The organism is Dyadobacter luteus (assembly GCF_003383615.1).
GTDB lineage: Bacteria > Bacteroidota > Bacteroidia > Cytophagales > Spirosomataceae > Dyadobacter > Dyadobacter luteus.
This window is the reverse complement of record NZ_QNUL01000001.1, coordinates 426,835-453,737: the sequence shown is the minus strand read 5'-3', so window position 1 is coordinate 453,737 and position 26,903 is coordinate 426,835. Positions and strand designations below refer to the sequence as shown.

At 44.1% G+C, this 26,903-nt stretch carries 26 protein-coding genes and 1 pseudogene; 18 read left to right on the top strand and 9 right to left on the bottom strand.

Going from position 1 to position 26,903, the window contains the following annotated elements:
• Nucleotides 1–80: 80 nt before the first annotated feature.
• The 8 genes from DSL64_RS01805 (at nt 81) to DSL64_RS01770 (ending at nt 11,668) form a co-directional block, all read left to right on the top strand.
• Complete coding sequence (locus tag DSL64_RS01805; protein ID WP_115828915.1) at nt 81–1,091, top strand: FecR family protein; 1,011 nt, start codon at nt 81–83, stop codon at nt 1,089–1,091.
• Nucleotides 1,084–4,578: a SusC/RagA family TonB-linked outer membrane protein gene (locus tag DSL64_RS01800; RefSeq protein WP_115828914.1), complete on the top strand. Its 3,495-nt coding sequence runs from the start codon at nt 1,084–1,086 to the stop codon at nt 4,576–4,578. The genes DSL64_RS01805 and DSL64_RS01800 overlap by 8 nt, the downstream gene beginning before the upstream one ends.
• A gap of 27 nt (nt 4,579–4,605) precedes the next feature.
• Nucleotides 4,606–6,189: a RagB/SusD family nutrient uptake outer membrane protein gene (locus tag DSL64_RS01795; protein ID WP_115828913.1), complete on the top strand. Its 1,584-nt coding sequence runs from the start codon at nt 4,606–4,608 to the stop codon at nt 6,187–6,189.
• Nucleotides 6,190–6,478: 289 nt separating this feature from the next.
• Nucleotides 6,479–8,899 (top strand): ABC transporter permease, encoded by a 2,421-nt coding sequence (locus DSL64_RS01790; protein WP_115828912.1) that lies wholly within the window; start codon nt 6,479–6,481, stop codon nt 8,897–8,899.
• A 69-nt stretch (nt 8,900–8,968) separates the two neighbouring features.
• Nucleotides 8,969–9,199, top strand: coding sequence for a hypothetical protein (locus DSL64_RS01785; RefSeq protein ID WP_115828911.1), 231 nt, complete (start codon nt 8,969–8,971; stop codon nt 9,197–9,199).
• A 113-nt stretch (nt 9,200–9,312) separates the two neighbouring features.
• The gene (locus DSL64_RS01780) at nt 9,313–9,888 is read left to right on the top strand and encodes a DUF1572 family protein (protein WP_115828910.1); all 576 of its coding nucleotides are present in this window, start codon (nt 9,313–9,315) and stop codon (nt 9,886–9,888) included.
• Nucleotides 9,889–10,176: 288 nt separating this feature from the next.
• Complete coding sequence (locus DSL64_RS01775) at nt 10,177–10,809, top strand: porin family protein (RefSeq protein WP_115828909.1); 633 nt, start codon at nt 10,177–10,179, stop codon at nt 10,807–10,809.
• 220 nt (nt 10,810–11,029) lie between these two features.
• Nucleotides 11,030–11,668: an outer membrane beta-barrel protein gene (locus DSL64_RS01770; RefSeq protein ID WP_115828908.1), complete on the top strand. Its 639-nt coding sequence runs from the start codon at nt 11,030–11,032 to the stop codon at nt 11,666–11,668.
• A gap of 284 nt (nt 11,669–11,952) precedes the next feature.
• Here DSL64_RS01770 and DSL64_RS01765 read toward each other — a convergent pair whose 3' ends face one another.
• Complete coding sequence (locus tag DSL64_RS01765) at nt 11,953–12,312, bottom strand: hypothetical protein (protein WP_115828907.1); 360 nt, start codon at nt 12,310–12,312, stop codon at nt 11,953–11,955.
• A gap of 87 nt (nt 12,313–12,399) precedes the next feature.
• Between DSL64_RS01765 and DSL64_RS01760 the strand changes: the two genes are divergently transcribed.
• Both DSL64_RS01760 and DSL64_RS29465 read left to right on the top strand, forming a co-directional pair.
• Nucleotides 12,400–12,750: a winged helix-turn-helix transcriptional regulator gene (locus tag DSL64_RS01760; RefSeq protein WP_158547842.1), complete on the top strand. Its 351-nt coding sequence runs from the start codon at nt 12,400–12,402 to the stop codon at nt 12,748–12,750.
• A 60-nt stretch (nt 12,751–12,810) separates the two neighbouring features.
• Nucleotides 12,811–12,945 carry a DUF4172 domain-containing protein gene (locus DSL64_RS29465; protein WP_115828905.1) on the top strand — a complete coding sequence of 45 codons (135 nt, stop codon included), beginning with the start codon at nt 12,811–12,813 and terminating at the stop codon, nt 12,943–12,945.
• A gap of 15 nt (nt 12,946–12,960) precedes the next feature.
• Here DSL64_RS29465 and DSL64_RS01750 read toward each other — a convergent pair whose 3' ends face one another.
• Nucleotides 12,961–13,191 carry a transposase gene (locus DSL64_RS01750; protein WP_374755816.1) on the bottom strand — a complete coding sequence of 77 codons (231 nt, stop codon included), beginning with the start codon at nt 13,189–13,191 and terminating at the stop codon, nt 12,961–12,963.
• A 63-nt stretch (nt 13,192–13,254) separates the two neighbouring features.
• On the opposite strand from DSL64_RS01750, the gene DSL64_RS01745 reads away from it, so the two are divergent.
• Nucleotides 13,255–13,575 carry a transposase gene (locus tag DSL64_RS01745; RefSeq protein ID WP_115828903.1) on the top strand — a complete coding sequence of 107 codons (321 nt, stop codon included), beginning with the start codon at nt 13,255–13,257 and terminating at the stop codon, nt 13,573–13,575.
• 25 nt (nt 13,576–13,600) lie between these two features.
• On the top strand, nt 13,601–14,431 hold the full coding sequence (locus tag DSL64_RS01740) for an IS3 family transposase (protein WP_229216918.1): 831 nt from the start codon (nt 13,601–13,603) through the stop codon (nt 14,429–14,431).
• A gap of 17 nt (nt 14,432–14,448) precedes the next feature.
• On the opposite strand, the gene DSL64_RS01735 is transcribed toward DSL64_RS01740, so the two are convergent.
• Together DSL64_RS01735 and DSL64_RS28880 are read right to left on the bottom strand one after the other, a co-directional pair.
• The gene (locus tag DSL64_RS01735) at nt 14,449–14,994 is read right to left on the bottom strand and encodes a helix-turn-helix domain-containing protein (protein ID WP_158547840.1); all 546 of its coding nucleotides are present in this window, start codon (nt 14,992–14,994) and stop codon (nt 14,449–14,451) included.
• The gene (locus tag DSL64_RS28880; protein ID WP_158547839.1) at nt 14,991–15,158 is read right to left on the bottom strand and encodes a hypothetical protein; all 168 of its coding nucleotides are present in this window, start codon (nt 15,156–15,158) and stop codon (nt 14,991–14,993) included. The genes DSL64_RS01735 and DSL64_RS28880 overlap by 4 nt, the downstream gene beginning before the upstream one ends.
• Before the next feature lie 303 nt (nt 15,159–15,461).
• On the opposite strand from DSL64_RS28880, the gene DSL64_RS01730 reads away from it, so the two are divergent.
• From DSL64_RS01730 to DSL64_RS01710, 5 genes are all read left to right on the top strand, one after another.
• Nucleotides 15,462–16,052 carry a TetR/AcrR family transcriptional regulator gene (locus tag DSL64_RS01730; RefSeq protein ID WP_115828900.1) on the top strand — a complete coding sequence of 197 codons (591 nt, stop codon included), beginning with the start codon at nt 15,462–15,464 and terminating at the stop codon, nt 16,050–16,052.
• Between the two features lie 64 nt (nt 16,053–16,116).
• Nucleotides 16,117–17,211, top strand: coding sequence for an alkene reductase (locus DSL64_RS01725; RefSeq protein ID WP_115828899.1), 1,095 nt, complete (start codon nt 16,117–16,119; stop codon nt 17,209–17,211).
• A gap of 27 nt (nt 17,212–17,238) precedes the next feature.
• Nucleotides 17,239–17,967 (top strand): SDR family NAD(P)-dependent oxidoreductase, encoded by a 729-nt coding sequence (locus tag DSL64_RS01720; RefSeq protein ID WP_115828898.1) that lies wholly within the window; start codon nt 17,239–17,241, stop codon nt 17,965–17,967.
• A gap of 29 nt (nt 17,968–17,996) precedes the next feature.
• On the top strand, nt 17,997–18,764 hold the full coding sequence (locus tag DSL64_RS01715) for an SDR family oxidoreductase (RefSeq protein WP_115828897.1): 768 nt from the start codon (nt 17,997–17,999) through the stop codon (nt 18,762–18,764).
• Nucleotides 18,765–18,818: 54 nt separating this feature from the next.
• Nucleotides 18,819–19,820, top strand: a complete 1,002-nt coding sequence (locus tag DSL64_RS01710; protein WP_115828896.1) for an NADP-dependent oxidoreductase — start codon at nt 18,819–18,821, stop codon at nt 19,818–19,820.
• Between the two features lie 248 nt (nt 19,821–20,068).
• Here the strand turns inward: DSL64_RS01710 and DSL64_RS01705 are convergent, their stop codons facing one another.
• From DSL64_RS01705 to DSL64_RS01690, 4 genes are all read right to left on the bottom strand, one after another.
• Complete coding sequence (locus DSL64_RS01705; RefSeq protein ID WP_115828895.1) at nt 20,069–21,532, bottom strand: TolC family protein; 1,464 nt, start codon at nt 21,530–21,532, stop codon at nt 20,069–20,071.
• A gap of 20 nt (nt 21,533–21,552) precedes the next feature.
• Nucleotides 21,553–22,905, bottom strand: a complete 1,353-nt coding sequence (locus DSL64_RS01700; RefSeq protein ID WP_115828894.1) for an HlyD family secretion protein — start codon at nt 22,903–22,905, stop codon at nt 21,553–21,555.
• Nucleotides 22,898–23,902, bottom strand: coding sequence for an ATP-binding cassette domain-containing protein (locus tag DSL64_RS01695; RefSeq protein ID WP_115828893.1), 1,005 nt, complete (start codon nt 23,900–23,902; stop codon nt 22,898–22,900). The genes DSL64_RS01700 and DSL64_RS01695 overlap by 8 nt, the downstream gene beginning before the upstream one ends.
• 207 nt (nt 23,903–24,109) lie before the next feature.
• Nucleotides 24,110–25,243 (bottom strand): AI-2E family transporter, encoded by a 1,134-nt coding sequence (locus tag DSL64_RS01690; RefSeq protein ID WP_115829143.1) that lies wholly within the window; start codon nt 25,241–25,243, stop codon nt 24,110–24,112.
• A 664-nt stretch (nt 25,244–25,907) separates the two neighbouring features.
• Here DSL64_RS01690 and DSL64_RS28785 point away from each other — a divergent pair.
• On the top strand, nt 25,908–26,198 hold the full coding sequence (locus tag DSL64_RS28785) for a hypothetical protein (protein WP_147300313.1): 291 nt from the start codon (nt 25,908–25,910) through the stop codon (nt 26,196–26,198).
• Here DSL64_RS28785 and DSL64_RS01685 read toward each other — a convergent pair.
• Nucleotides 26,080–26,319 (bottom strand): annotated as a pseudogene (locus DSL64_RS01685) (transposase); the annotation flags it as partial. The gene DSL64_RS28785 and the pseudogene DSL64_RS01685 overlap by 119 nt on opposite strands.
• Nucleotides 26,320–26,903: the final 584 nt, after the last annotated feature.

The window sequence follows — 26,903 nt, the reverse complement described above, 5'->3', positions numbered from 1 at the left end:
GCATAATGGTAGCCCTCAATGGCAGTTTTGCAATGATTTAGAGAAGGTAAAAGAAGCCTGTATAAGCTAAAAAATATAAAATGAAAGATTCCCTGTTTAAAGATGTTCTGTTCGATTTTTTTGATGGACGAACCACATCGATTCAGCGCAAGCTAATAGAAGACTGGCTGGCTGATCCGCAAAATGAAGAGCTCTACTACCAATATCTTGATGAGTGGGAGAGTCGCCACCCACAGTTTGCTCCGAAGTTGGACAACGCTCTGTCGGAATACATCGCTTTGGTTACAAATGGAAGTGCCACTACAAACACTCCATTATCAAATGTGCCAGCGGAGGTCGTGAGTTTATGGAGGCGCCCGTGGCTCTACGGCGCGACTGCTGCATGTTTTTTGATGGTGGCAGGATTCGTTTTCAGAGACGAGCTGATGTACAAATCATTAACATCAGGAAATGGACAGACGTCTTCTTACCAGCTTTCGGATGGAACCGACGTGGTATTAAATGCGAATTCGGTGCTCCGTGTGCCAAGGATGGGGTTCGGCGAGGGCAACCGGGAAGTGATGCTTGAAGGAGAGGCCGAATTTAAAGTCGTGCATACTGCACAGGACAGCCGGTTTGTAGTTAAGATGGAGAAAAATTACAGTATAGAAGTGCTCGGTACTGAGTTTGTCGCATTCTCCCGAAAACGGGGAACGAAGGTTTTCCTTACAAAAGGAAAGGTGAAACTAAGCCTTCCGCAAGGAAAACAGCTTTATATGAAGCCAGGTAATTTGTTTTCGACGGCGGATAACGGAACCTTCACGCTTACTTCACCGGCTACACCCGCCTCAATTGTCGCATGGAAGCAGGACATGTTTTATTTCGACAACACACTGCTTTCGGAGGCCGTCGAACAAATCAATGAACGCTTCAAAGTGAATGTGCGTATACTGGATCCCGTTCTTGGTAAACATCGTATAGGAGGTATTTATAAAGCGAAGCAGGCAGAAGACCTGCTGGCCATATTATCCGAGTTGCTTCATTTGGAAGTGATCAAACATAATGAATTCATTGAATTGAGAAAATCAGAAATAAACCCAGACCATGAGTAGCAGATTTCTACAAAAAACCCGTATCGTGCTGACCATGCTATCGGTCCAGCAGCTTTGTGTGGCGCAAGGTATTTCCTTGGCAAGCAGCCATACTGTTCCTGTGCAAACCCAGCATACGGAAACCCGCCACAGAGCCAAAAATCTTAAAGACCTTTTGGTCGACCTGGGTAAGCAACATCAGGTGAGTATCCTGTTTGAAGAAGAAACAGTTAAGAATATCACAGTTACCGGCGCCGACTTCCGGCAGGAAGGAAATAAGCTGGAAAAGCAGCTGGGCGATCTTCTCAGACCCTTCAACCTGCGTTTCAAAAAAGCTGGTAAGGAAGCTTATGTAATCGTATCAAAATTTGAGAAACGAGCTGAGCCAACAATCGCTACGTTGGAAAGTGCCAGTCTGTCACAGGGCTTACCCGGTGAATCCTCAGGCAGGCCCGAAATTTCGCTTTTGAGGAGCACAAAAAGCACTCCTGATGATTTAAATATCAAGGGTAAGGTTACAGATGAACGCGGAGATGGTCTTCCTGGTGTGAGCGTTGTGCTGAAAGGCTCTCAACGTGGTGTAAGCACCGACATTTCCGGTAACTACGAGATCACAGGAGCAAGTGCGGATGCAGTGCTGATCTTTTCGTTTGTAGGTTACATCCCTAAAGAGGAGATTGTGGGTAACCGCACATTTGTGGATGTTTCTCTTGCGGTTGATACAAAAGCATTGGAAGAAGTAGTAGTGATTGGCTATGGAACTGCCAAAAAGAAAGACCTGACGGGTTCGGTTGCGGTAGTAGGGCGCAAGGAGTTCGGAGATGTATCTGCTACTTCCGCTCAGCAGCTTCTGCAAGGAAAAATAGCTGGCGTACAGATTGTTAATACGAGTGGACTACCAGGTGCAAACGCTAAAATTATTATTCGTGGTGTAGGCTCTCTAACCAACTCAGATCCACTTTATGTAATCGATGGTATTCAGGGAGGTGATATAAATTCGGTGAGTCCTTATGATATTCAGGATATTACCGTGCTCAAAGATGCGGCATCGGTAGCCATTTACGGCGCATCAGCAGCTAACGGGGTTGTTTTGATTACAACCAAAAAAGGGAAAGCAGGGACACCAAGGGTAACCTACAACGGTTATGTAGGTGTATCTCAGCCCTGGAAAAAACTAGATATGCTTGACGCTGCGCAATACGTACAGCTTGTAAAGGATATCAACGAGACTCAGGGGAACAAAATGCCAGATAAGCTCAATACACCCGATGTACTGGTAACACGTACTGACTGGCAGAAGGAGATATTCAGAAATGCTAAAATTACTGAGCATCATGTAAACGTTACAGGAGGAAGCGAGAAAGCAACATATAACTTTTCGGCAGGATACACCAGCCAGGATGGTATTATGAAAGATATCGGCTATCAGCGTATCAACCTGAGAGCGCAGCTGGAAGAGCAGATTGGCAAAAGAATAAGACTCGGGCAAACGATTAATTTTAAATACAACCGAACTACAGGCAACGCGGCCAGTTTTGTGGAGGCACTCAGAATGCCCCCATATGCACCAACCATGGATCCGACGAATTTGGGTGGATATAGCAGAGTAACTACAATTCTGGATCAGAATGACGCCTTGAATCCGCTACCGGGTATTTACCTGAGCGAAAAACTATCCAGAGGGTTTTCTAATCTTTTTCAGCTCTGGGGTGAAGTTGATATTTTCAACGGACTTAAATTCAGGACCCAGGCTAACATCGGCTTGTCAAACAGCAACAGTTATAATTACACAGGAGAATACTTAAACGGCAATCTCAAAACCGATCGTAAAATTGACGAGAGCTACTCTTTCAGTGTTTCACCCATCGTCGAAAATATTCTGACTTACTCGAAAACACTGGGGCAGCATGATTTTTCCGTGATGGTTGGTAATACATACAACGAAGGTAACCGAAGCAGGGGCGTCAATCTGACGGGTTCCGGCTTCACAAATGACCTGATCAAACAAATCGGTGTTTCCAAATCTAACAGTATCACAAGCGCCAGTTCAAGTGTCTATGCTTCTCGCTCCTATTTTGGAAGAGTTACCTATGGCTTCCATGACCGGTATCTGATCAATGCATCAATACGCCAGGATATTAACCCGGCATTTGGTCAGGCCTACCGGAAAGGAAATTTCCCTTCTGTGGGAGTCGCATGGAAGCTGATCAACGAAGATTTTATGAAAAGTGTGACGGCTGTTTCTGATTTGAAACTACGGGCCAGCTGGGGTATCACAGGCAATGCAAATATCGGGCTGTTTCTGACAGACCCAACGGTTTACCGAGGTTACGGAAACAATAATATTGTCTATTCTTTTGGTGAGAGCAAAGCATTTCAGCAGGGAGCGACTGTTACCCGTGTTCCCAACCCGTTCCTGAAATGGGAAGAAACAACGCAGATTGATTTTGGCCTGGACTTAGGTTTGCTACGAAATAAACTTCAGGTGAGCGTCGATTATTACAAACGTGACAGTAAGGATTTACTATTGGATGTAAAGCTCCCGATTTCTACAGGTCTGGGTGATGTTTACAACGATGCAAGTATGGTTCAGAATGCAGCAAATGCAGTAAATAAAGGTTTTGAAGCTGCTGTTTCTTACACAGGTCAGGCGGGTGATTTCAGCTACAGTGTTTCTGCTAACACAGGTTACAACAAAAACAATGTGGTTTCCATGGGTAGCGGCTCACCTATTGTGAGTGGTGCAACCAACGGTGGTATCAACATGACCAAAACGGATGTGGGTGCAGCAATTGGTTCATTTTACGGATTTAAGGTTGATCACGTTGTAGCCAGTGCAGCTGATGTAGCCCGCTACAACGAGCAGGCCGTAGCCAAAGGTTTCAAATCCTATCAGGATGGATTGAAAGCAGGTGATATTGTTTATCAGGATTTGAATGGGGACGGACAAATCACAGATGCAGACCAGACATTTCTGGGATCAGCAATACCGGTATGGACCTACGGAGGTTCGGTGAACCTGGCCTATAAAGCATGGGATATGTCCATGGGGCTAGCGGGGATAGGTGATGTGAAAGTATATAATGCACTTCGTTACTGGACCGAAGGAACTACACGTCCTTTCAACTCATCCACGGCAGTTTTGGAAGCCTGGAAAAAAGACGGAGATGTAACAGATATGCCAAGATCCGGCCAGAACACACCTTCCAATCTTCGCGCTTCTGATCGTTTTCTTGAAAATGGTTCTTTCATGCGTCTTCGTAACCTGACAGTTGGTTTCTCGTTGCCCAAAACGTTGCTGAATGCTGGCAGTACAAAGATCTTTTCGAGCTTCCGTGTGTATGCAACAGCTATGAATCTTCTTACCGTGACCAACTACAAAGGGTATGATCCTGAAGTGAGTGCCAGCGTTAATGATGCCAAGTCCTTCATTTTTACAAAAGGGGTAGACACCGGTCAATATCCACAGCCAAGAACATTCCTTTTGGGCGTTCAGGTTGGTTTTTAATTTCTTCTATTCAAATATTCAGGCATTATGAAAAAGCATATATTTTCACTCGGAACAATAGCTTGCCTAGCCGTAGCCGGTTGTGACAATTCTCTGGAAAACGTTAAAAACCAATCCAGCTATAATGACGACACCTACTTTACCACACCAGCTACCATTTCGGAAGCGGTCACAGCCACTTATGGACTTATGCTCTACAAGGGCCTGTATTCCAGAGATTTTTATTATCTGATGGATCTTACAGGTAATGAAGCTGAAGCAGATGCACCTCTTTTGGGGGACGTACTGCAGTTGCACGATTATAGCTATGCTGCCAATCACGCTCAGATCAATGACCTGTGGTCTACAGCATATAAGGTCACATTCCGGGCGAATCTGGTGATTGATAAAGCGTCGAAAGTTATACCTGCTTCCGATGCAGAAAAAATCAAGCTGGCGCAGTATACTTCTGAAGCCTATTTTCTGAAAGCGTATGCCGAGTTTTTACTTGTAACGCTATGGGGAAGAGTGCCCATTCGTAAAGATTATGATGGCAACAGTGAGTTTTATCTCACTAGGGCAAATACAGAAGATGTCTGGAAACAGGTAGAGTCTGATCTGAACAATGCCATCGCTGGTTTGCCGGCAGTGTACACAAGCGGAGCTGACCTGGGTCGTGTTACCAAAGGAGCTGCGATTGCGCTACTTGGGAAATCGTATCTGTACCAGAAGAAGTACGCTGAGGCTGCTTCTCAGTTTGAACTACTTACCAAAGCACCATTTGCCTACGATCTGGTCCAAAATCTGGATGAATTGTTTACCAAATCGCCTGTAAAAAATGCTGAAACAGTATTCGATATTCCGCATAAATCCTGGGGTGGCTGGGCAGAGGGAAGTCCTTACTACATGTTCGGATCTCAGGAAGGTTCCGGAAGCGGAAAAAATACGCTGACTGGCCGGGCGATGGAGTATGGCTGGAACGATTGGCGGAATGTATTTATATCCGATGCCGCAGTAAATGCTTTTACTTACAAGGACGAAGCAGGGAAGGATTATGTAGATCCCAGAGCAAAAAATACCTTTTACGGAGATAAAGCCAGTGGGGGAGATGTTACCTTTTGCGATAACTGTGCTGGAGGAGCAAAACCTTATCCTTTTGCGGAAAACGGAAATGGGTACCGTTGGAGAAAGTACCAGCCTTACGAGTACAAAGAAAAAGCAGAACTACCGCAATCGGATATCAATTCTCAGGTGATCCGTTATGCCGACGTATTGCTGATGTACGCAGAGTCGCAGATCAATTCAGGTAAAGTTGCAGAAGCGCTGCCCTTGATCAATAAGGTACGGACGCGTTCAGGCGCATTTGCTTACACCACGCTTGGAAGCAAAGATGAGGCTTTGAAGAAACTGATGCTTGAAAGGCAGCTCGAATTGGCAGGTGAACAGGTGCGCTGGTTTGATCTGATCAGGTGGGGCGTTGCCAAACAGACCCTGAATGCTGAAAAGAAAGCGAAGTATCCTAACTCAAGTCAATCTTTTTTCCAGGATAAACATGTGTTGTTCCCTATTCCATTAGCAGAAAAAAATACCAATCCGCTGGTGGCCAAAGATGTGGCAGGCGACTGGAATTAACTCTTTAAATTCCGTATTGTAAGCTCAGACTTATCCCGGAAACCAGGGGTAAGTCTGATTGTTTTATCAGGAAGGCAGATCAGACGACCAGCGTTCGAAACTGTACGGTCATTGTACGCTTTCGGACACCGGGTTTAAGCGATATCTTTTGGAAACCAGTAAATTAGCTGCGTTCGGCCAGTAAGGGCATAATTTTCTTGTAGTGATCTTTTTATTTTGATCAGAAATCTCTTCTGTATGGTAAAGTCTAGCCAGAAAAGAGGTTTTATTCCTAAACCAAAAGCGTGTTATGTTTAAAAACTACATGAAAGTAGCACTTCGCAGTCTTCTCAAAAACAAAGTATTCAGTAGCATTAACATTGTGGGGCTCAGTCTGGGTCTTACAGCCGTAATGCTCATTTTGCTGTTTGTTCAGGACGAAGTGTCTTTTGACCGTTTTCATCAGAAGGGCGATCGTTTGTACCGCCTCACAGCAACTTACACTTCTCCGGAGGGCAATCAGCGCAATATGGGTATTACCGGAACACCGCATGGTCCTTCATTCGCTGCGGAGATACCAGGAATCGAAACTTTCTGCCGTTTGAAAGGCTGGGATATGCTTGTAAAGAAAGGCACAGACGCAATTAATGAGGAGGTGTTGTATGTAGATTCTTCCTTTTTTAGCTGCTTTAGTTTTCCATTAATTGAAGGTAATCCTGATAAAGCACTTACCGGGGCCTATTCAGCGGTGATTTCTGAGGATATGGCCAGCCGCCATTTCGGTACGTCCGATGTGCTGGGTAAAACGATCGAAGTGGACCTTGACGGGAAATTCGAACTTTTTACCATTACCGGCGTGGCCCAAACACCACCGACGAACTCTTCTGTACGGTTTGATGTATTGATACCTTTTAACAGATCCTTACCAACCGACGCAGCAGATAGGGAAAAGTCAGAGAGAGAGTGGCTGAGCTATCATTTGAATACACTTTTGTTACTGAGGGGGAATGCCGATCCTGCTCAGGTGCAGGCGCAATTCCAAGAGGTATTTCGTAAACACGCCGGAGCAGAATTCGACCGCAAGCAAAAGGAACGTAATTCTTCCGATAGACTTAGCTTCGGTATTCAGCCTTATACCTCCATACATCTGGATCCTGCTTACAGCATGGGTAACGGTGTGAATGACGGCTCAAATGCGACTTATTCGTATATACTTTTAGGAATTGCGGGTTTGATATTGTTTATAGCCTGCGTTAATTTTATAAATCTGACACTGGCCAGATCACTGCGCCGCAGCAAGGAAATAGGCGTTCGTAAAGTGACAGGTAGCTCACGCCGGGAGCTGATATTCCAGTTTCTGACTGAATCATTTTTCCTTAGTCTTTTGGCATTTCTGCCTGCTCTGGTATTGGTGAATCTTCTTTTACCCGAATTCTCTTCAATTACGGGAAAGGCACTTGATGTCAGTTATTTGCTGACTTTATCGAACATAACCTTGTTTGCGGGCCTGCTTTTGGTTGTTTCCCTTCTTGCGGGCGCGTATCCAGCTTTTGTATTGTCAGGGTTTCGCCCGGTAGAGACCCTGTACGGGAAATTCAGATTAGCCGGCAGAAATCTGGTCGGAAAATCGCTGATCGTTCTGCAGTTTTCGATTGCTGTATTTTTGCTGGTAGGTACATTTGTGTTTCAGAGTCAGTTTAATTTTATCGCCGATACGGATCCCGGTTACACCACCGACAGGGTACTCAGGCTCGAAGTGCCACAGGAACGACCGGGCTTGGCCAACCAGCTTAGAAATACCATAGCAGGAATTTCCGGTGTAGAGCAGGTATCTCTTCGTTCGTCGGGTTGGCGCGCCTCCTCAGATTTCTTTATAGATAATGAGCGTCCGAAAGAAGGAGTTTATTTTGAGCAGATTGATGCTAAACATCTGCCATTGCTGAAAGTGCCGGTGGTGAAAGGGCGCAACTTTATGGAAGGTAACTCTTCCGACCTGAAAAGTGGTATTCTTGTGAATGAATCTTTCGTGAAGGAATATATAAAAGCAGGTAATGACGCAGTCGGACAAACAATTGAGAAGGAAAAAGAACAGGTGAGAGTACCGTTTACTATTATTGGTGTTGTTAAAGATTATCAGTTGGGTTCATTTAAAGAAAAAATCCGGCCGATGATGTGGTACATGGGTACTGCGGAGGATATGGGTTGGATGTATGTAAAGCTGAAACCAGGTGCTTCTTCCACCATAGCTCAGATTGGCCGGGAGTTTCACAAGTCTGTTCCTTACTTTCCTTTCAATTACGAATTTCTGGAAGATGAACGTCTCAGCGCTTATGGTGATGACAAGCGCTGGAAGCAGGTAGTAACCTATGCTGCTGTGATGTCAGTTTTAATTTCGGCATTAGGATTATTCGGGCTGGCGACGCTTTCTATGGAGCAACGCACAAAAGAAATAGGTATCAGAAAAGTACTCGGGGCAAGCATTCTGCAAATATCAGGGGTGATGTCAATGGATTATCTGAAGCTGATCATCATTGCTTTTGCGGTTGCTATGCCTTTGGGGTACTATGTGAGTCAACAGTGGCTCGAAGGTTTTGTATACCGTGTCAATTTGGGATCGTGGATTTTCCTTGCCTCCGGAGGGCTCGTTTTGCTCATCGCGCTGTTGACAGTGGCCTCGCAAGCTGTTCGCGCGGCATGGGCAGATCCGGTGGAAAGTCTAAAGAACGAATAGAAATGTGATAATTGCCTGGCATGAGATTTTCAAGTGGATGGCAGTTAATTCACTTAAACAGGAAGTGTAATGAAAAAGCATCATGAAAATGAGAGACGGGGGATAGATAGTGTAGACGAGGTGTACAGTACCGATAGGGATGGAACCTATTCTCAAATGGGTGAGGAAGAGTCAGGTGCGCTACCCAACGATCCTGCCGAAAACGCGAAGAAAACTTCTCCCGAAGAGGATGCAGGTGAACCTGAAAATACGAAGTTATCAGCCGGCAATTCCAAACCTCAGAAGGAATCAGACGCTTAGGTAAATTCGGAGCGCTATTGTGTAAACCAGCACATAGCGCTCCTTTGCTTTTGAATATAGATTAGATCGACTATCTTTTCGCCAACAAGTTTATTTAATCCATCACACTTCGTATGAGCAGTTACCTGACCAGCGTGATCAAGCAGTTTGAATACTATAAAATGCTTGGCGAGAAGTCTTTCGCGCAGTTGCCTGATGAAGGACTTTTTTTACAGTTTGGAGAAGACAACAACAGCATAGCAATTATTGTAAGGCATTTATCCGGCAACATGCTGTCCCGGTTTACTGATTTCCTGACGACGGATGGCGAGAAACCCTGGCGTAACCGGGATGAGGAGTTTGAGCCGTGGACTGGTAGTCGTGAGGACCTATATGGTCTTTGGAATAAGGGGTGGAACTGCCTTCTTACGACACTTGCAGGGTTGCAGGAGACAGATTTGGAAAAGATCGTATACATCAGAAATGAAGGACATACTGTAACTGAAGCGATCAACAGACAACTTGCTCATTATGCATATCACGTAGGTCAGATCGTGTTTGCCGCTAAACTAATCCGGGGGCAAGACTGGCAAAGTTTATCTATTCCAAGGAACGGATCAGGTCTATATAATGAAAAGAAATTTAATACTGATCAGTCTGTCAGGCACTTTACGGATGAGTGGCTGGAGAAGGGTGTAAAGGATGAATAAATTTCGTGTAACCGAAAATATTGGTATTGTGAATGAGTCTGTTACACTTAGGTGATACAGACTTTTTTTTGTAGATATTTCTCTGCTTTTGTGATATTCCTTAAACCTCTGCGAATAATTGGGTATAAGAACAAAGGTATTACAGTTGTATTTTTCGTTACAGCTTTCTGGCTTTTAAGTATAGGCGCTTTATGATAATTAGTAACCCTTGGTTATTTGAAAGTTACTTAGTATTTTAGAAGGTATATTGATTCAATCTAAAATCTGTTCAACTTTAAAACAGGAATTATGAAGTCAACTATCTATATCTCATTGTTTATGGTTGTATTTCTGTTACTGTCTACTACAGGCTTTGGTCAGCGTAAATTTGCTTTATCTGCGACTGTTGCTCCGTCGTACACCAGGGGTAGTACAGCCTTGAACCTTTCACGTGGAGATGATCTTTTCCGCAGTAGCAGTACTGTTATACTTAACTCGGATGTTGCTGTAACAGGGTATTGGGCAGGTTTGAACGGAACCTATTCATTTACTCCTAAGTGGTCTGCATCAGCAGGTTTGTGGTTTAGTCATAGTCTTTCTAAAGCAGGCAATGTCAGAGTGCGCTCTCATGAGTTTTCTATTCCCGTGTTGATCAATTACAGGGTATTGAAGCACAAGATATCTCCGTATATTTCTGCAGGTCTATCCTATAATTTTGATGCGGCAACTCGTATAAGCATCTCCGATTATAGTATAGTAGAAACCAAGTCTCCAATCACTGCGACAGTATCACCAACCCTCGCTGCAGGTGTTATATTTGATCTGAGTCCGCAGATATCTCTTATAGCCCAGCCAACGGCAATCTTCTTTTCAGCTCCCGAGAACCTTACTGTAAGTGATTATTTACTCGGTTTTCAGGCACAATTCATGTTTAGATTATAGATCAGATTTTAATCAGCTGTCGTCATTACATCAGTTATACATAGCGAAAAACGGCATAGGTAATGGGTAAATCATTGATAGGCAAGTTGATAATGCATCTTTTAACTCCTGCCAGCCGGATTGATATCCGGTGAAATTGTGCAACTATTGAGCTGTAAATTCGGGCAGGGCTATTAAATACTGAATCATCAAAGTTTTTTTACTTAAAAGTGAGAGAATCATGAAAACAATCATCCCTACTTCACTGATGTTCACCAGTTTTTTGTTTATAGCTACTTTGGCGCATGCACAAAACAAGTTTGCAATATCTGCTACAGCAGCTCCATTTTACGGACATAGCAGAGCGTGGGGAACTCTTGTGTTGCCTGCTGAGGACGGCAGCGGAACACTTGTTTCGCAGGATTGGAGTTCTGAGGCGTCTACGCTGGGCTATTCAGTTGGTCTGAATGGTCGGTATTCAATTAATCCGAAGTGGTCTTTGGCAACAGGTTTCTGGTTTAACCAAAGCAGACCCAAGGACGGGAACTACAAGGGGCGAAGTAATAACTTTGCCATTCCCCTCTTCGTAAATTTCCAGAGTTCCGAAAGGAAGTTGTCTCCGTATTTTTCTGCAGGTACCTTATGGAATTTCAGAACAACCAGTCGTGTCAACGTTCCTGATGTTGGCACCGTCATTTTTAAATCTGATCGTGGGACGAGAAGAATTGCTCCATCTGTAGGCGCAGGTATGATTTATAATTTTGATTCAAGATTATCCCTTGTAGCCCAGCCAACATTCACCTATTTTATTCCTCCTGCAGATATCAATATAAGGTCGTATCAAATTGGTTTGCAAATGCAGGTGATGCTAAGGTTGTAGAAATTTCCGAAATAGGTCTTTACAGAACCAGATGACAAAATAATTCTTGAACCCGCCATAACTGGCTACATTTCTTCTCTCATACGTAAAAACTTCAGCTCCTTATTTGATTGCTTTTTTAGTGGAGTGTTGTTAAGAATGGAGGCTGCCACGGACTCGTCGTTTCATGGTGTATCTTTTCGAATTGTTCCTAAAGGCGTATGTTGTTGGCGGATTCTAATATTGTAAATTTCCTTTCCATTTATCAAAATTAGAATCGTTTTTGTAAAGCGGCCTGGTTTCAATTACGATTTGTTGAGCTGCAAATATTCAATAACCTTTCCGTCATTCTGTTCCACAATAAATCTCTTTCCGGTGCTAACCTGGCTGTAGGGAACGATGACTTTTACAATGTCATTTTGAATGAGCTCCCAAAAGTATTCCAGATCTTCCACCAGAAAAATGGCATTCACCATGCGGGGTATGTCCAGAGCGCGGGGATCGTCCAGAGCTGCCAGAACCACAAAATGACCGATGAGATTTAACTTGTAGCCATCGTGTGATGCAGAGAGGGTTACCTCTTTGCCAGTGATTTTTTGATAGAATGCAACTGTAGTTTCGAATGAATCTGTAACGACAGGCGTTAGTATTGCGGAGATGTACATAGCTTGGATATGGATTTTTTTACAAAGCTATTTTCTACGTCACGTTGCTGCTATAACTCATTTTTTTATTAGCCGATGTCTCAAATATTGAAAACAAACTCAACCAATCAGGCCAACAAAAAGGAGTTGGGGGTAATGTGTCGCGTTAACGATGTATTGGCTTTGGCAGGCAAGAGGTGGCTCATGACTGTGCTCTATCAGATATCTCAGGGTAAGAATCAATTCTCGATTTTAAGAAGGGAAATTTCCGGCATTTCAGACCATATTCTGGCAAGTCGGCTTAATGAGTTGGTGACTCAGGGATTGGCAACAAGAACAGAAGTAGCTGGTACCAATCCACCGCAAATCGTGTATGCTGTGACTGCGAAAGGAGAGCAGCTTCTGGTTATTATCGATCAATTGAATAAATGGAGCGGTAGTTGGGAGTCTGGTCGGTAATTTTTCGCAGGATATATTGATGGATTATAGAATTACGTGAATAGTTTTGAGCCGATTAGAATGATTAATCGGCTTACTATGTATAATTGGCAACATTCAGACTGGCCCAACTTCACTTATTCCATTGAAAAAGTGGCTGCTGTGTCCATCGCTTTCGCACGCGAATCAGGTATAGCAAATGGCATCCTAGTGTAATGATTTTTAAGTAAATTAACTAACTGATATTAGATTTCCGGTGTATGTCCATGCGAATGGCCTGGCCCTTGTCTGATTGTAAGTTTTAATATATTCGATTAGTTGTGCTGATAGCTGTTCAACTGATTTCCAGACACCTCCTTTTAGTACGTCTTTTGATAGCATGTTGAAAAATATCTCGACCTGGTTAAGCCACGAGCAGTAGGTTGGCGTGAAGTGTAGTTTTATCTTTCTTTTGCCAGCTATGACGTTGCTACATTTGTTTGGAGGCAGATATAGGCAGATTTAATATTTCAACTAAATTTGACTATGAGAAAACGACGAGTATTCGACGAATCCTTCAAGAGAATGGCAGTTGAGCTATCGGAAGCTAAAGGCTCCGTTGCTGAAGCTGCAGCTGAGCTCGGCCTTGATGCAGGGCGCATTAGTAAGTGGCGTAAAAGCTTCAATAAGCCAGATTTTCGAGAAAAAGTTGAAGGTTTGACTGAGGAGCAAAAACGGATCCGACAATTAGAAAGGGAGCTGCGGGAAGTAAAACTTGAACACGAGATATTAAAAAAGGCGGCCGCCGGGGCCCGGTACGCATCTTTTCCAGGGGCGAACGGAACGGTTCCGATTTATAGAAGCTAATCAAGGAATCTATCCGGTGGCAAAGATGTGTAAGGTGCTCAACGAAAGCGTCAGTAGCTTTTACTATTGGCTGAAACAGCCAGTTGGTAAACGTCACCGAGAGCACAACGAACTATCCAATCATATCCGGGAAGTTTATAATGAAAATAAAGGATGCTACGGTAGTCCGCGAGTGACGGTGGAACTTCAGGGCAAGGGTTTTCATGTATCGCGCCCACGAGTAGCCAGACTGATGAGAAAAATTGGTTTGAAAAGTATTATCCGGAAGAAATACCGAGTCAAAACTACTGATAGCAATCATACTTATTATGTGTCTGAAAATCATCTAAATAGAGATTTTGAAGCAAAATGTATGGGTGAAAAATGGGTGTCAGATTTAACGTATATCAGGACCGGAGAGGGCTGGATTTATCTTACAATAGTACTCGATCTTGCAAATCGTAAGGTGGTGGGTTGGGCACTAAGTGAAACAATGAAAGCAGAAGATACCAGCGTGGCAGCTTTCAAAATGGCCTTAAAGTGCTATCCCGTAGATAAACCATTACTATTTCACTCAGACAGGGGCGTCCAATACGCGTGCAGTGAGTTTCGTAAGCAATTGATTGGCTTACCTATTACGCAGAGTATGAGCAGAAAAGGAGATTGCTGGGACAATGCACCAGCTGAGAGTTTTTTTAAAACGCTAAAAACAGAAATGGTTTATCACCAAGAATTTAAAAATAAACACGAGGCAAAACTGGCAATTTTTGAATTTATTGAGGTGTGGTACAACAGAAAGAGAAGACATTCATCTCTAGGTTATTTGAGTCCTATGGCTTTTGAAGAAAAACTGACTACCGGAAAAAATGCCGCTTAACAGCTCAAAACAATGAATTACAATGAAGCCCTACCTATAATTATGGTGCCAAAAGCACCACAATTATAGGTAGGTTCCAAGGGGTTTGGGGAATGGAAGATTCCCCATATCAAGTAAAATTCTTTTGCCTTATAAATTCCTCCAATAAAAGGTTGCAATTCCACTAACCATTCTTTAACTTTTTTATATTTATGGATCGCCAGGTTATCCACAATCACATTTTCCGGTGGATTCATGTATAGCCCCACGATATTAAACATCTTCTGTTCAAATTCAGGATCAGGACTTTTGCCACAGCAGTATTCTGTTTTGTGCGGTTTCAGGTCTGCTTTCTTCAGAATCTGGTGCACCTTGGTTTGGCTGATACCTACCTGCTGTCCGATTCGTCTCTGCGACCAGTTGGTGTAGCCGCCATCAGGCTTCTCACAGGCTTTTTGAATTACCATCGCTTTTTGGCTGGCTGTTACCGTGGCAGGTTTACCGCTCCTGGCAGCGTCTTTCAAACCGGCAAGGCCCAATCTGCGAAACCGTTGCCGCCATTTATTCACAATAGGGTGGGTCAAACCCGTGCTGATAATGATCTCATCAATCCTTTTCCTTCCAGACTCAAAAGGATTACTTCTGCCGTTTGGCTGTATCGTTTCTCTATTTTAAAAGAGCGGCTCATTACAAGAAGTTCCAGACGGTCTTCTTCACTCGCTAGGATGGGTTGTGCTATCCTGGCCATACCACAGAGATAATAATTTTAGTTTATTATCTCTGAAATCATTACACTAGCTTGGCACTGTCACTTGCAGTTTAGGTATGCCGGAACGCTTTCAATTTCATACAAAATCTGTCCCTTAATGCTGGTAGAGTGTTTTTATTGTAAGATGATTGTAATCAATCAATAACGGGTAGCGCTTTGTGCATCTTCTTTCAATTTAATCCAATAAGTGGAGGCAGCCGAGTTTTATAAAATTAAAAATATTGTTTTTAAAAATAAACTTTTTGGTATATTTGTGAGCGGATATTTAACCTATAACATACTATGCTTACCAAAGCTGAAAAAACAAAACAATTTATACTGGAAACTGCCGGCCCGCTTTATAACGAGAAGGGAATTTCGGGTGTGAGTGTAGATGATGTGCTTGCAGCTACGCGGTTGACAAAAGGCTGTTTGTACGGGCATTTTGAAAATAAAGAGGATCTTTCAGTTCAGGTTGTCGATTTACTTTTGAAGAAAATATCAGACAAAATTCATCTGGCAGTAGCCGATAAGAAAACGGCAAAGGGAAAGATATTCGCATTTCTGGATTTTTACAAAAATCCTATTGATACTTATATATCAGGAGGTTGTCCAATTTTTAACACCGCAGTGGAGGCGGACGATAATTATCCGGTTATCAAGCAAAAGATAGCAAGTGTATTCCGTGCCGGCCAGCAGGATCTTATCAATGTGCTTTCAGAAGGGATCAATAACGGAGAATTTTCTTCAAATCTTGATGCTTCGGTTTTTGCTTTTAAATTGATGGCCTCTATTGAAGGTGGTATCGTGATGTGCAGAACGATGGAAACTGCCAAGCCGATGCAATCGCTTATCAAAAGCCTTAAAGCCGAACTGGAACAATACGTCATCTAATTTTTTTTGACACAAAATAGACCAAAAAGTATATTTTATAATTTCGAAAATAACAAAAACAGACATGCGCAACGAAACATTATTTGACACTTACCACCTCAACGGAGCATCATTACAGAACCGCATGGTGATGGCACCCATGACCCGTTCGAGGTCGGATAACGCTGGAAACGCAGCTACACAACTAACGGCAAGGTATTATCAGCAACGCGCCTCAGCCGGCCTGCTTATTACGGAGGGTACTTTCATCAGTAAAGACGCTGTCGGAGTGATTAATGTACCGGGCATATACACTGCCGAACAGATCGATGGCTGGAAACTAACAACAAAAGCAGTTCATCAGGCAGGCGGAACCATTTTCGCTCAGCTGTGGCATACAGGAGCGTACTCCCATCCTGACCTGCACGATGGCGTCAGGCCGCTGGCGCCATCTGATGTCAATCCGAACCAGCAGGTGTTCACTGCCGAAGGACTTAAACCCTCTGAGGCTCCGCAGCCAATGAGCATTGAAGATATCAAAACAACGGTTGCCGATTTCAAACAAGCGGCTATCAATGCTTTCAAGGCCGGATTCGATGGTGTGGAATTGCACGGTGCCAACGGATACCTGCTGCAGCAGTTTTTCTCAAAAAACAGCAATCTGAGAACGGACGAGTACGGTGGCACAGTCGAGAACCGTGCCCGCATCCTATTTGATATACTGGATGAATTAAAAGAAGTAGTGAACATCAATCGTGTAGGAGTACGCCTGAATCCATCACTGAATGGAATTATGGGTATTCTGGTGGACGATGAAACTATTGCATTGTATGATTACATCGTAAACAGACTCAATAGCTACGGTTTGGCTTATATCCACTTGATTGAACCGTTCACAGATGTAACAGGCAATGCCGACGCAATTCAGCAGGTTGCCAAACACTTCCGTAAAATATACAACGGCACAATCATCATTAACAGGGCATTTAACAAAGAATCGGCAAATCTGGTATTGGATGCAGGTGACGCAGACCTGGTATCCTTCGGCGTTCCTTTCCTGGCCAATCCGGATCTGGTAGAACGTTTCAAAACCGATGCTCCGCTCAACCAACCGGATCAAGCCACCTTTTACACACCAGGAGAAAAAGGATATACCGATTACCCAACATTGAATAATTAACACAATAACATTTTTAAAAATCATAGTATGAAAACATCATCGAACACCGTATTCATCAGTGGCGGAAGTGCGGGAATTGGATTGGCTATTGCCAAAAAACTAAGCGCAGCGGGCAACAAAGTTATTATCAACGGACGTAATGAAGAGCGCCTTCAAAATGCGTTGAAAGAACTGGATAATGTCGTTGCGATTCAGGGTGATCTTTCCATTGAAGCAGAGCGTATACGAATAGCCGGTGAATTGGCAACCGGGCATCCAGAGCTGAATATGATCATCAACAATGCCGGCGCAGCGTTTTTAAACGATCTGAGCGACAGCAATAACAATGCTGCGGAAAAAGCTTATCAGGAAATGAATACCAATTACATTAGCGTTATTCACTTTACATCGTTGGTGTTGCCGCAACTTTTGCAACAACAGGAGGCTGCTGTTGTCAATATTTCATCCATAGCCGCGTATCGCTCCAATAAATATCTGCCTACCTACTCAGCCAGCAAAGCGGCGCTTCATAGCTATACCCAAGGTTTAAGGGACACTTTCGCGGAAAACGAAAAGTTGAATATTTATGAAGTGTATCCGCCTTTGGTCAATACCGAATTTTCAGCAGAGATTGGTGGCGCCAACGGCATTCCAGCATCGCAAGTAGCAGATGATTTTTTGGCAGCATTGGAGCTCAACCAGTTTGAAGTCCCCGTGGGAGACACTAAAAAAATCCATGCTATGCTTCACCCGATTTTCGAGCAAGCCCCTCACTAATCATCGTGTACTTTTTAAAACAAAATGTTATGAACATAAAAGGTAAAACAATCCTGATCACCGGTGGAGGATCAGGAATTGGTCTGGAAGCTGCAAAGCAGTTTCTGGATCTTGGAGCGAGGGTGATTATTACCGGCAGAAATCAGCAGAAACTGGATGCAGCTAAAAAGCTGTATCCAAAGCTGACTGCCATCAAAAGTGATGTAGGCAATGCCGCAGATGCCGAATCACTTTTTGAACAGGTCAATGCGTCAGGAGGCATTGACATTCTGTACAACAATGCAGCTGTGCTTGTTGCCCCGTCAAATCTGGGTATAGCAAATGACAAGCATGCAGAGCGTGCTGCCTACGAAATGGAAGTCAATTACGTGGGGGTGATCAGGTTGAATAATCTTTTTTTGGGCACGTTACAATCAAGAAAAGAAGCGGCAATTATTAATACAACATCAATATTGAGCGAAGCTCCGTCGCTGATTGAAGCTACCTATTCATCGTCGAAAACCGCACTGGCCTTCTACACGGTGTCGCTTCGTGAACACCTAAAGATCATCGGAAGCAATGTCAAAGTATTTGAACTGATCCCGCCGCTTGTCGCCACGGAAATGACGGCAGATCGGAACGACAAAAAAATATCTGTGGAAGATATGGTAAAAGGTCTTATCAATGGTTTACAGAAAGACCAGCAAACGATCCGTGTGGGTGATGCGAAAATATTCAATGTGATCAACAGATTATTCCCCAAAATTGGTTTTAGCATACTCAATCCGAAGAAAAGCCATGAGCTTTTGAGGAGTTAATGTTCTTACCTAAGCAGATTACAGGAACTGTATCTCATGAACAAATAGAAAAAAATGAAAGCATTTCAAATCAAAAAATACGATAAAGAAGCAGGGCTTATACTTGCTGAGGTCCCCAAGCCATCGATCAAAGACGATGAAGTATTAGTGGAGGTGCATGCAAGTGGTTTAAATCTCCTGGACTCAAAGATCAAGTCGGGTGAATTCAAAATGATCCTGCCTTATCAGTTTCCGTTGACGCTGGGGCACGATGCTGCCGGGGTCATCACACAGGTTGGAAAAAATGTCAAACACCTCAAAGTCGGTGATCAGGTTTACGCGCGTGTTGCCGATTTTAGCATCGGAACATTTGCCGAGTACATCGCTATCAATGAAAAAGATGTCGCTTTAAAACCAAAGAATATTTCGATGGAAGAAGCTGCATCAATTCCCCTGGTAGCATTAACTGCCTGGCAGGCCCTTGTTGAAATCGGTAATATACAAAAAGGTCAGAAAGTTTTTATACAGGCTGGTTCCGGAGGCGTGGGCACCATCGCTATTCAACTGGCAAAATACCTTGGGGCAACCGTCGCCACGACAGCTAGCGAAAAGAGTTTTGATACCCTTAAAAGTCTTGGTGCCGATGTTCTGATCGATTATAAAAAAGAGGATTTTGAGAACGTGCTGAAAGATTACGATCTGGTGCTCAACAGCCAGGACACAGCTACACTGAAAAAATCGCTGAATGTACTCAAACCGGGCGGAAAGCTCATTTCCATATCCGGCCCGCCAACGCCAGCATTTGCAAGCGAGATAGGTGCTCGCTGGTATATCAAAACAATCCTGTCGCTGATCAGTTCAGGCATACGAAAGAAGGCAGAAAAACTAGGCGTGCAGTATTCTTTCCTGTTTATGAGAGCAGATGGGAAACAGCTTCAGCAGATTACCAAACTGATTGAGTCAGCAGATATCAGGCCCGTTGTTGACAAGGTATTTCCATTTTTACAGACCAATGAGGCGTTGCAGTATGTTGAAAGTGGCCGTGCGAAGGGCAAGGTTGTGGTTAAAGTCAGGTAAAACGCTATCTGGTTTGTCCGCCCAATTGTTACCTTGTATTGTAGTCAAGACCCGTCGCGACAGCCCTATTTGATATTGAGCTTTCTGGCATTCTATTCATAGTTGGCCATAAAGTTAAATTCGGCACCTACGAACCCGGAGTTTCTTCAAAGTCGCTGAAAAGCCCCCCTGGGTAAGATGTTTGAGAAATGACTTGGCTAACAGAATCAGAAATCTGACGTTCTGATGGGGCGCATCAGACACCTGTACTACCTCTCTGTTACAGTACCGGCCGAGTAGTATAGCTGTGCTATGGTTTTCTGATAGCTGGTCAGCAGTTCGGCCAGTTTTATTTTCATGTCAATCAGTTTGGTTTCACGGCTATTGATCAAAAAAAGAGTGCTTTCCCCCAGATCGAATTTAGCCAACTCGCCGGTTAGCAAAACCTGTTGATTCTCGATGCTTGTGGTTTGAATCGCGATCTGTGACTCATAGGCAACCAACTCGTTGAATGCATTGAGTATGTTGGTGTTAATTTCACGGCCTGTTTGCGCGGCATCATATCTGATTGCGAGTTGTTTAGCTTTGACCTCATTGAGTTTGCCGCGCTCGGCCCTTAGAAGCAGTGGAAAGGCGAAGTCGACACCAAGTTTGTAATTACTCCACCTCAGATCGTAATAATCCGGTACGAAAGAGGAAAAGTCAGTGCGGCTGGTGATCAGAGAAGCACTTACACTGAGTTTGGGTTTGAGCATTTCCAGTCGATAGTTTCTTTCTATCTGAAGCTGCAGATCCTTGTTTTTCAGCATCAGAAGCTCTGGGTGCGAAGCTGCTGCGGTTCCAAGCAGCGACTGTAGTTTGCTTTTGTAGAAGTCAGAGCCAGGTGGCCGCGTGTTTTCAGGATACAGACTGTCCGCCAGTTCCAATGGCTGCTCGCGCTCATCCCAGATATGGTTGGACATTAGTAAACGTGAATTATTCAGCTCCACTTTCGCTTTCTGAAACTGGATACTTCGCTCCTGAAAAGTGATGGCGGCTTCTACTGAATCAATGGTGGGTTTATCGCCGAGCAGTGCCTGGTTTTTTACTGCCACAAATCTTTGGTAAGCAAGATCGGCACCCTCACCGATCAGCTCATATTGCCGGTGGGCATTGTACCAGTTCCAGTAATCTTTCATAGCTGAAAGCCAAATCTGATTGATCTGTTTGATCTTTTCTGCTTCAGCATAATTTACCATTACCCTGGCCTGCCGAAGCACATTTCTGCGTGCATCAATCAGAAGGCCCTGTCCTATAGGTATACTGAGTCCGAGCCCTGTAAGGCCGGGCACGCCCGTACGGGTTTCGGGGTTGGTGTTCTCGCCCACAAAGCGGTCATAACCAATTTTCAGATCTGCACCTGCAAGCCATAACGGCACTTTGAGCTCATTTGACCAGTTATTATAGTATTCGGTGCCGCCAAATGTTTTTCTTCCGAAATGACTTTTAATATTGGGGTCAAAAGCGCCCCAGGCTTGCTGAAGCTGTGCCCGGGCCTGCTCACTTAGCAGCTCAGCCTGCTTGACGATAGGGTGGTGCATCAGAACAATCCGCTCAAAATCCTGCAGTGCGAATATCCTGCGGTTAACCTGATTTGAGTCAGATTGGGCATAGCTTCCAGCTACATTAAACACAACTGGAAAAAGCAGGATTATTACTGACTTGATAATCTTAAAATACCTGGTCGACGACATAACGTCAAAATTTGAATTGTTTATTTTGCACCCACCTGCACAGCCGGTTCAGCTTCCAGACTCGGAGGGAAGCCGTTCAGCTGCCGCCATATCTCATACCATACCGGAACAGACCGCAAAATCACACGGCCATATACACCCGATCCCTGCCTGAGCTGTTTGGGCCATGGCTGGTCTTTCACAGGTACCGGATCTGTAGGTTTTATCAGCAGACGGTATTTGCCTGTGGTACTGCTGACAAGGTCTATTACTGAAACTTTCCCGGCAAAAGTGCCCACAGCGACTGACGGCCAACCGGAAAACTGAACAGAGGGCCAGCCTTCAAACTGAAGCCGAACGTCGCTGTTCATCAGAATCAGCGGAACATCCATCGCGTCCACATATATTTCAGCGGCGATTAAAGGCGCTTCGGGCTGAAGGGTGGCAATTGACTCTCCTTCCTTGATATTCTCTCCGATCCCCGCTTTCAGGGTTTTGACTACAAAACCGGTCTGAGGAGCCCGCACTACGTAAAGTCCCCGCCTTATATCTGTGTTAGAAATTTCATTTCTGAGTTTGGCAATTTCTCCCTGCGCACTTACCTTACTGGAAAGCGCAGAGCTCATCTCAGATTGTGCCTTGGCCAGGGCCTGATCATACTCCGCCCTGATATTATCAAGTTCAATACGCGCGTTGAGCAGTGACTGAATAGAATTGCTGAGCTTATTTTGCTGGCTGACCACTTTGGCATTGTCCTCCTGCAGTTTTAGCCGGCGTGATTCAATGTCGGTCAGCGAAAAAAGCCCGTTCAGATATCCGGCTTCATACCTGGCAAGCCTGGACTTACTAATCTCAAAAAAACGCTTTACTGCAATCAGATCAGCACTGTCAATACTTACAACGTTTTCTGCCTGGGTCACTTTGTTTTGCGCCGCACTTAGCTGAATGCGAAGCCCTTTGGTTAATGCACGCATTTGGGCCGCAGTTGCTTCCATTTTCTGAGATGCAGCACCCTCGTTTCCTTCCTTGGCAGTAAGCTGCTCTCTGAGCCGAAGCGGGAGCTCGGGATCAAAGTAGGATTGACTCGTTTCAGAAATAATTAGTATCGTATCGCCTTTTTCTACCTTTTCACCCTCTCGTACTGCCCAGTGCTCTATGCGACCGCCAATCTGGTTCTGTACCGTCTGCGGACGATCTTCGGGTCTGAGCGCTGTCACTGTTCCCCTTCCAGGTATCGTCTGTCTCCACGGTAAAAACAACACAATGATAAATACACCCAATAGCGCGAGCATAACCCTACCAAGCATTCTGGTGCCCCTGGTGGCCAGGATCTGCTGTTTGGAGAGCACACCGATGTGCTGCCATTTTGGTTTCTGCGATGATTTGCTAGCCATTTTCCACCTCACTTTCTTCCAGTTGCAGATCTGTGACTGCTGCTATTTTCTCACTACCTGTCACCATATCGAAAATGGTGCTCAGACTGGTCATGAATTTTTCGACTGCGTAGCTGATCTGGACAATGATTACTTCTGCCGCCACAAATTGTCCCAGTGTCATCTGGCGCTCTATAACATAGTAGGACCCTACCAAAAGCAGCCCGCCCATCAGCAGTGTACGCAGTACGACAGAGCTGGCGTAAAACTTTCTTAGGATTTTAAAGTGGTCATTTCTGGCCCTGAGGTACTTCGCCGTAATTCTGTCCGTATCTGAAAGTACCTTATCAAGCTGATCTTTACGGTTGCGGTAATCATCGAGGTTTTCTGCCACTTTTTCCAGGTAAGCAACCACCTCATATTTATATGCAGATTCTTCTATGCTGGTAGAAACCCCGCTCTTGTAGAAAAGGCTGAGCATCAGAAAAATGACCAGTACAGTTAGAATCCCGAAGACAATGTAAACAGGGTGATAAAACGACAGAAGAATGGCAGTGAAGGAGATCTGGACTGCTGATGCGACCACATCCACAAGTAATTTTGTCAACCCCTTTTGTATAGTGAGTACATCAAAAAAACGGTTGACAAGCTCGGGAGGATATTCGCCAGATAGTTCCTGCTTTTTTATACGTGGGAAACGGTAGGCAAATTCAACGGTTGCCCTGGCGAAAATTTTCTGCTCTACCAGCTCGACGAGTGTGAGCTGACCGATGAGCAGAAGGCCACCTACTGCGATTCCAAGCAATACAATGCCTATCAAAATATACGTAGAGCTGTATAAAACGCCGTTTGAAAGGAAGTTAAAAACGGCAGTAGTTCCCAAAGGCAGCGTAAGTCCCAAAAGACCTATAAGAATCGCATAAAGAAGTATGTAGTTGATTGTCGTTCTCTCTACATACAGCATGCCTACCAGTCTTTCCCAGGGGGTAGGGGCCTGGGCAGGGTATTCTTTCTTCATTTATGATTTTGTTAACATTTAGTACAATATCTATTTCGTATCCCCAGGCAGCTTACAATGCAATGATGACGGCAAACGTTTTGGCTACAAGGCCGGGATGCAACTAGTACGTCAGCATAAACGGTTTTCTCTCAGAACCATACAGCCATGAGTGTAAAGTCATATGAGTTTCATAGAACTGTGATCAATGGGTTAGCAGTTAGTTTCTTAACTTTCGTTTTGTGGTGTTGCAGGATTTATTTTCCACCGCTTCATAAGGATCTTGCCCGAGAATCTTTTTAGATGATACTGTTCGGGTTCGCCTATCAAAAAGCCAAACGCTTTCATGGACGGCACTGCGTCGAAGACTACTTTCAAAACCGCTATCATCGGTATGGCCAGTATAAGTCCTGCAAGACCAAAGAGCATACCTCCCAGAAGTAGTCCAACCAAAGCCATCAGCGGATTAATGCTTACTTTGCCGCCGACAATATTGGGCGTCAGAAAATTGCCTTCCAGAAACTGGACGACCTGAAACCATCCGATCACACCCAAGGCGTACCAGGCGCTGTCCTTGGTTGCCAGTGCAAAAACGGCAGGTAGGATCGACCCGATTGCAATGCCGATGTAAGGAAGTAGCATTAGAAGGGACGCGAGTATGCCAAAGAACCATGCATAGGGAATTCCCAGCACCAGCAGTCCTACTGTGTTTAAGATAGCAACAATGCCCATTACGGTTACAAGACCTACAAGGTAACTCTGCACAACATAGTAGATCCTGTCAAGGACTTCGCTGACAATCTCTTTGGGCGTTGATATAAATGCATGAAAGAAAAATTCCCTGAAAAAATCGCGGTAGTACAAAAGAAAGAAGGTAAAAAGCGGCACAATCACAACGCCTGCCAATATACTTCCCACCGAACCAAATGCGGTGCCGACAATGACGCCTGCATTGGAAATGGCCCTGTTTGTGAATGTGGTGATCTGCTGGGTAAGTTGCCCCTGCTCAATTCCGAAGCGCATGGTTACCCACTGCTGAATGGTTTGAAGAATGTGCATGAAACGGGACTGCCACTCACTTCCACTTGACCCTATGATCAGTACCTGGTGTACAATAAACCAGACAAGACCGCCGATCAGAATGATGGCAATAAGCACCGAAATCAAGGAAGCGGTAACTCTGTTTACTTTGTACTTCTCAATAAAACGCGTAACCGGATAAAGCGAAATGGCCAGCAGTATTGAAAACATCAGCGGTACGAGCACACTTTGCAGCGCATACAAAAGGCCAATGATAATGATAAGAGACAGCAGAGACGCTGCCAGTCCTATACTTTTCTGATTTTGATAAAGTTTAAGCATATAAAAGTTGATGATCTGACGGGATGCTATGTAAAGTGCATAAACCACGTTTGAACGTGGATATTAAAATATCACGCCTTGATCTTCCAAGGCGTGATGTTATAAAAACTGACAAGGGAATGGTGGCGGTAAAGGTAGACGTCAGTCTGTAGGCAGCATCTTTAATTAGAAGATATTAGACGCGAAATAGGGCCAGAACAATGAGTGCGGGTAGGAAATGATAATACTCTTTGGGTGATCTATGTAGTTTATAGTCAATGGTTTTGTGATTAGAATCGAGCTGATTTGACAGAGAGTTCTGGGGTGACCACCTTTGAAGTTGTCTGATTAAATAATCCTTAATTAAGCTGATTGATAACCGGATTAGAGACAATGCTGTCACTGGTAGTTTACTCTCAGAGAGCATTCATAGCTGTGTAAAATACCCGGATCCCTGCGTGTAGAATAATCCCCAATGGTTATCTGCAGATTTACTCTCAACATGAACCTGATACAGCAGTGGAAAAGATTTTGTTAGTGGTATAAAGGAAATGGTTTAATGCAAAGGTGCATAATCAGGTGTCACTCAATATTCTGTTCATTCATTTCATCTCTAAATAGAGTTTGTTGAGGTCTATGTCGATCAGGTTTTTGAATCGCTTTTTCAACATATACAAATCCTATTATGAAGTTTGGAATTGCAACCTTTTGTTGGAGGAATTTAATAGGCAATATTTTCTTACATCTTTCTGGGGAATCTTCTATTCCCCAAACCCCTTGGAACCTTTATCTAATTGCGGGGCTTATGGCCCCGCAATTAGATAAAGGGCTTGATTTCACGTCTTCGATTCATGCGATCAAGCTGCTTTTTGCTCGTTTAGTAGCTTTTCTTCAAAGGCCTGAGGGCTTAAATAACCTAGCGATGAATGTCTTCTTTTTCTATTATACCGCAGCGGCGGCCGCCAAACCTCAATAAATTCAAAAATTACCAGTTTTGCCTCTTGTTTACTTTTAAATTCACGATGATAAACCATTTCTGTTTTCAGCGTCTTAAAAAAGCTTTCAGCTGGTGCATTGTCCCAACAGTCTCCTTTTCGGCCCCGTCTCTCCGAGCATTTTACACATCTTTGCCACCGGATAGATTCCTTGATTAGCTTCTATAAATCGGAACCGTTCCGTTCGCCCCTGGAAAAGATGCGGACCGGGCCCCGGCGGCCGCCTTTTTTAATATCTCGTGTTCAAGTTTTACCTCCCGGAGCTCTCTTTCTAATTGCCGGATCCGTTTTGCTCCTCCGTCAAACCTTCAACTTTTTCTCGAAAATCAGGCTTATTAAAACTTGCGCGCCATTTACTGATACGCCCTGCATCAAGCCCGAGCTCAGCCGCTGCTACACTCACCGAGCCTTTAGCTTCTTACAGTTCTACTGCCATCTTTTTGAAAGATTCGTCGAATACTCACGGTCCGCCGCGGTCGTTTTCTCATACTCAAATTTAGTTGAAATATTAAATCTGCCTATTTCTGCCTCTAAACAAATGTGACAACGTCAATAGTATAATTCCTGCTCGTGTTACGTGTTAGATGGTATTTAACTCTTGAATAGGACGATGATAAAACGTAAAGAATTTGTACTTTTACTATAATAAGGAACTGTCGCATTAACTTCCCGTTGCTTCTCAGTCT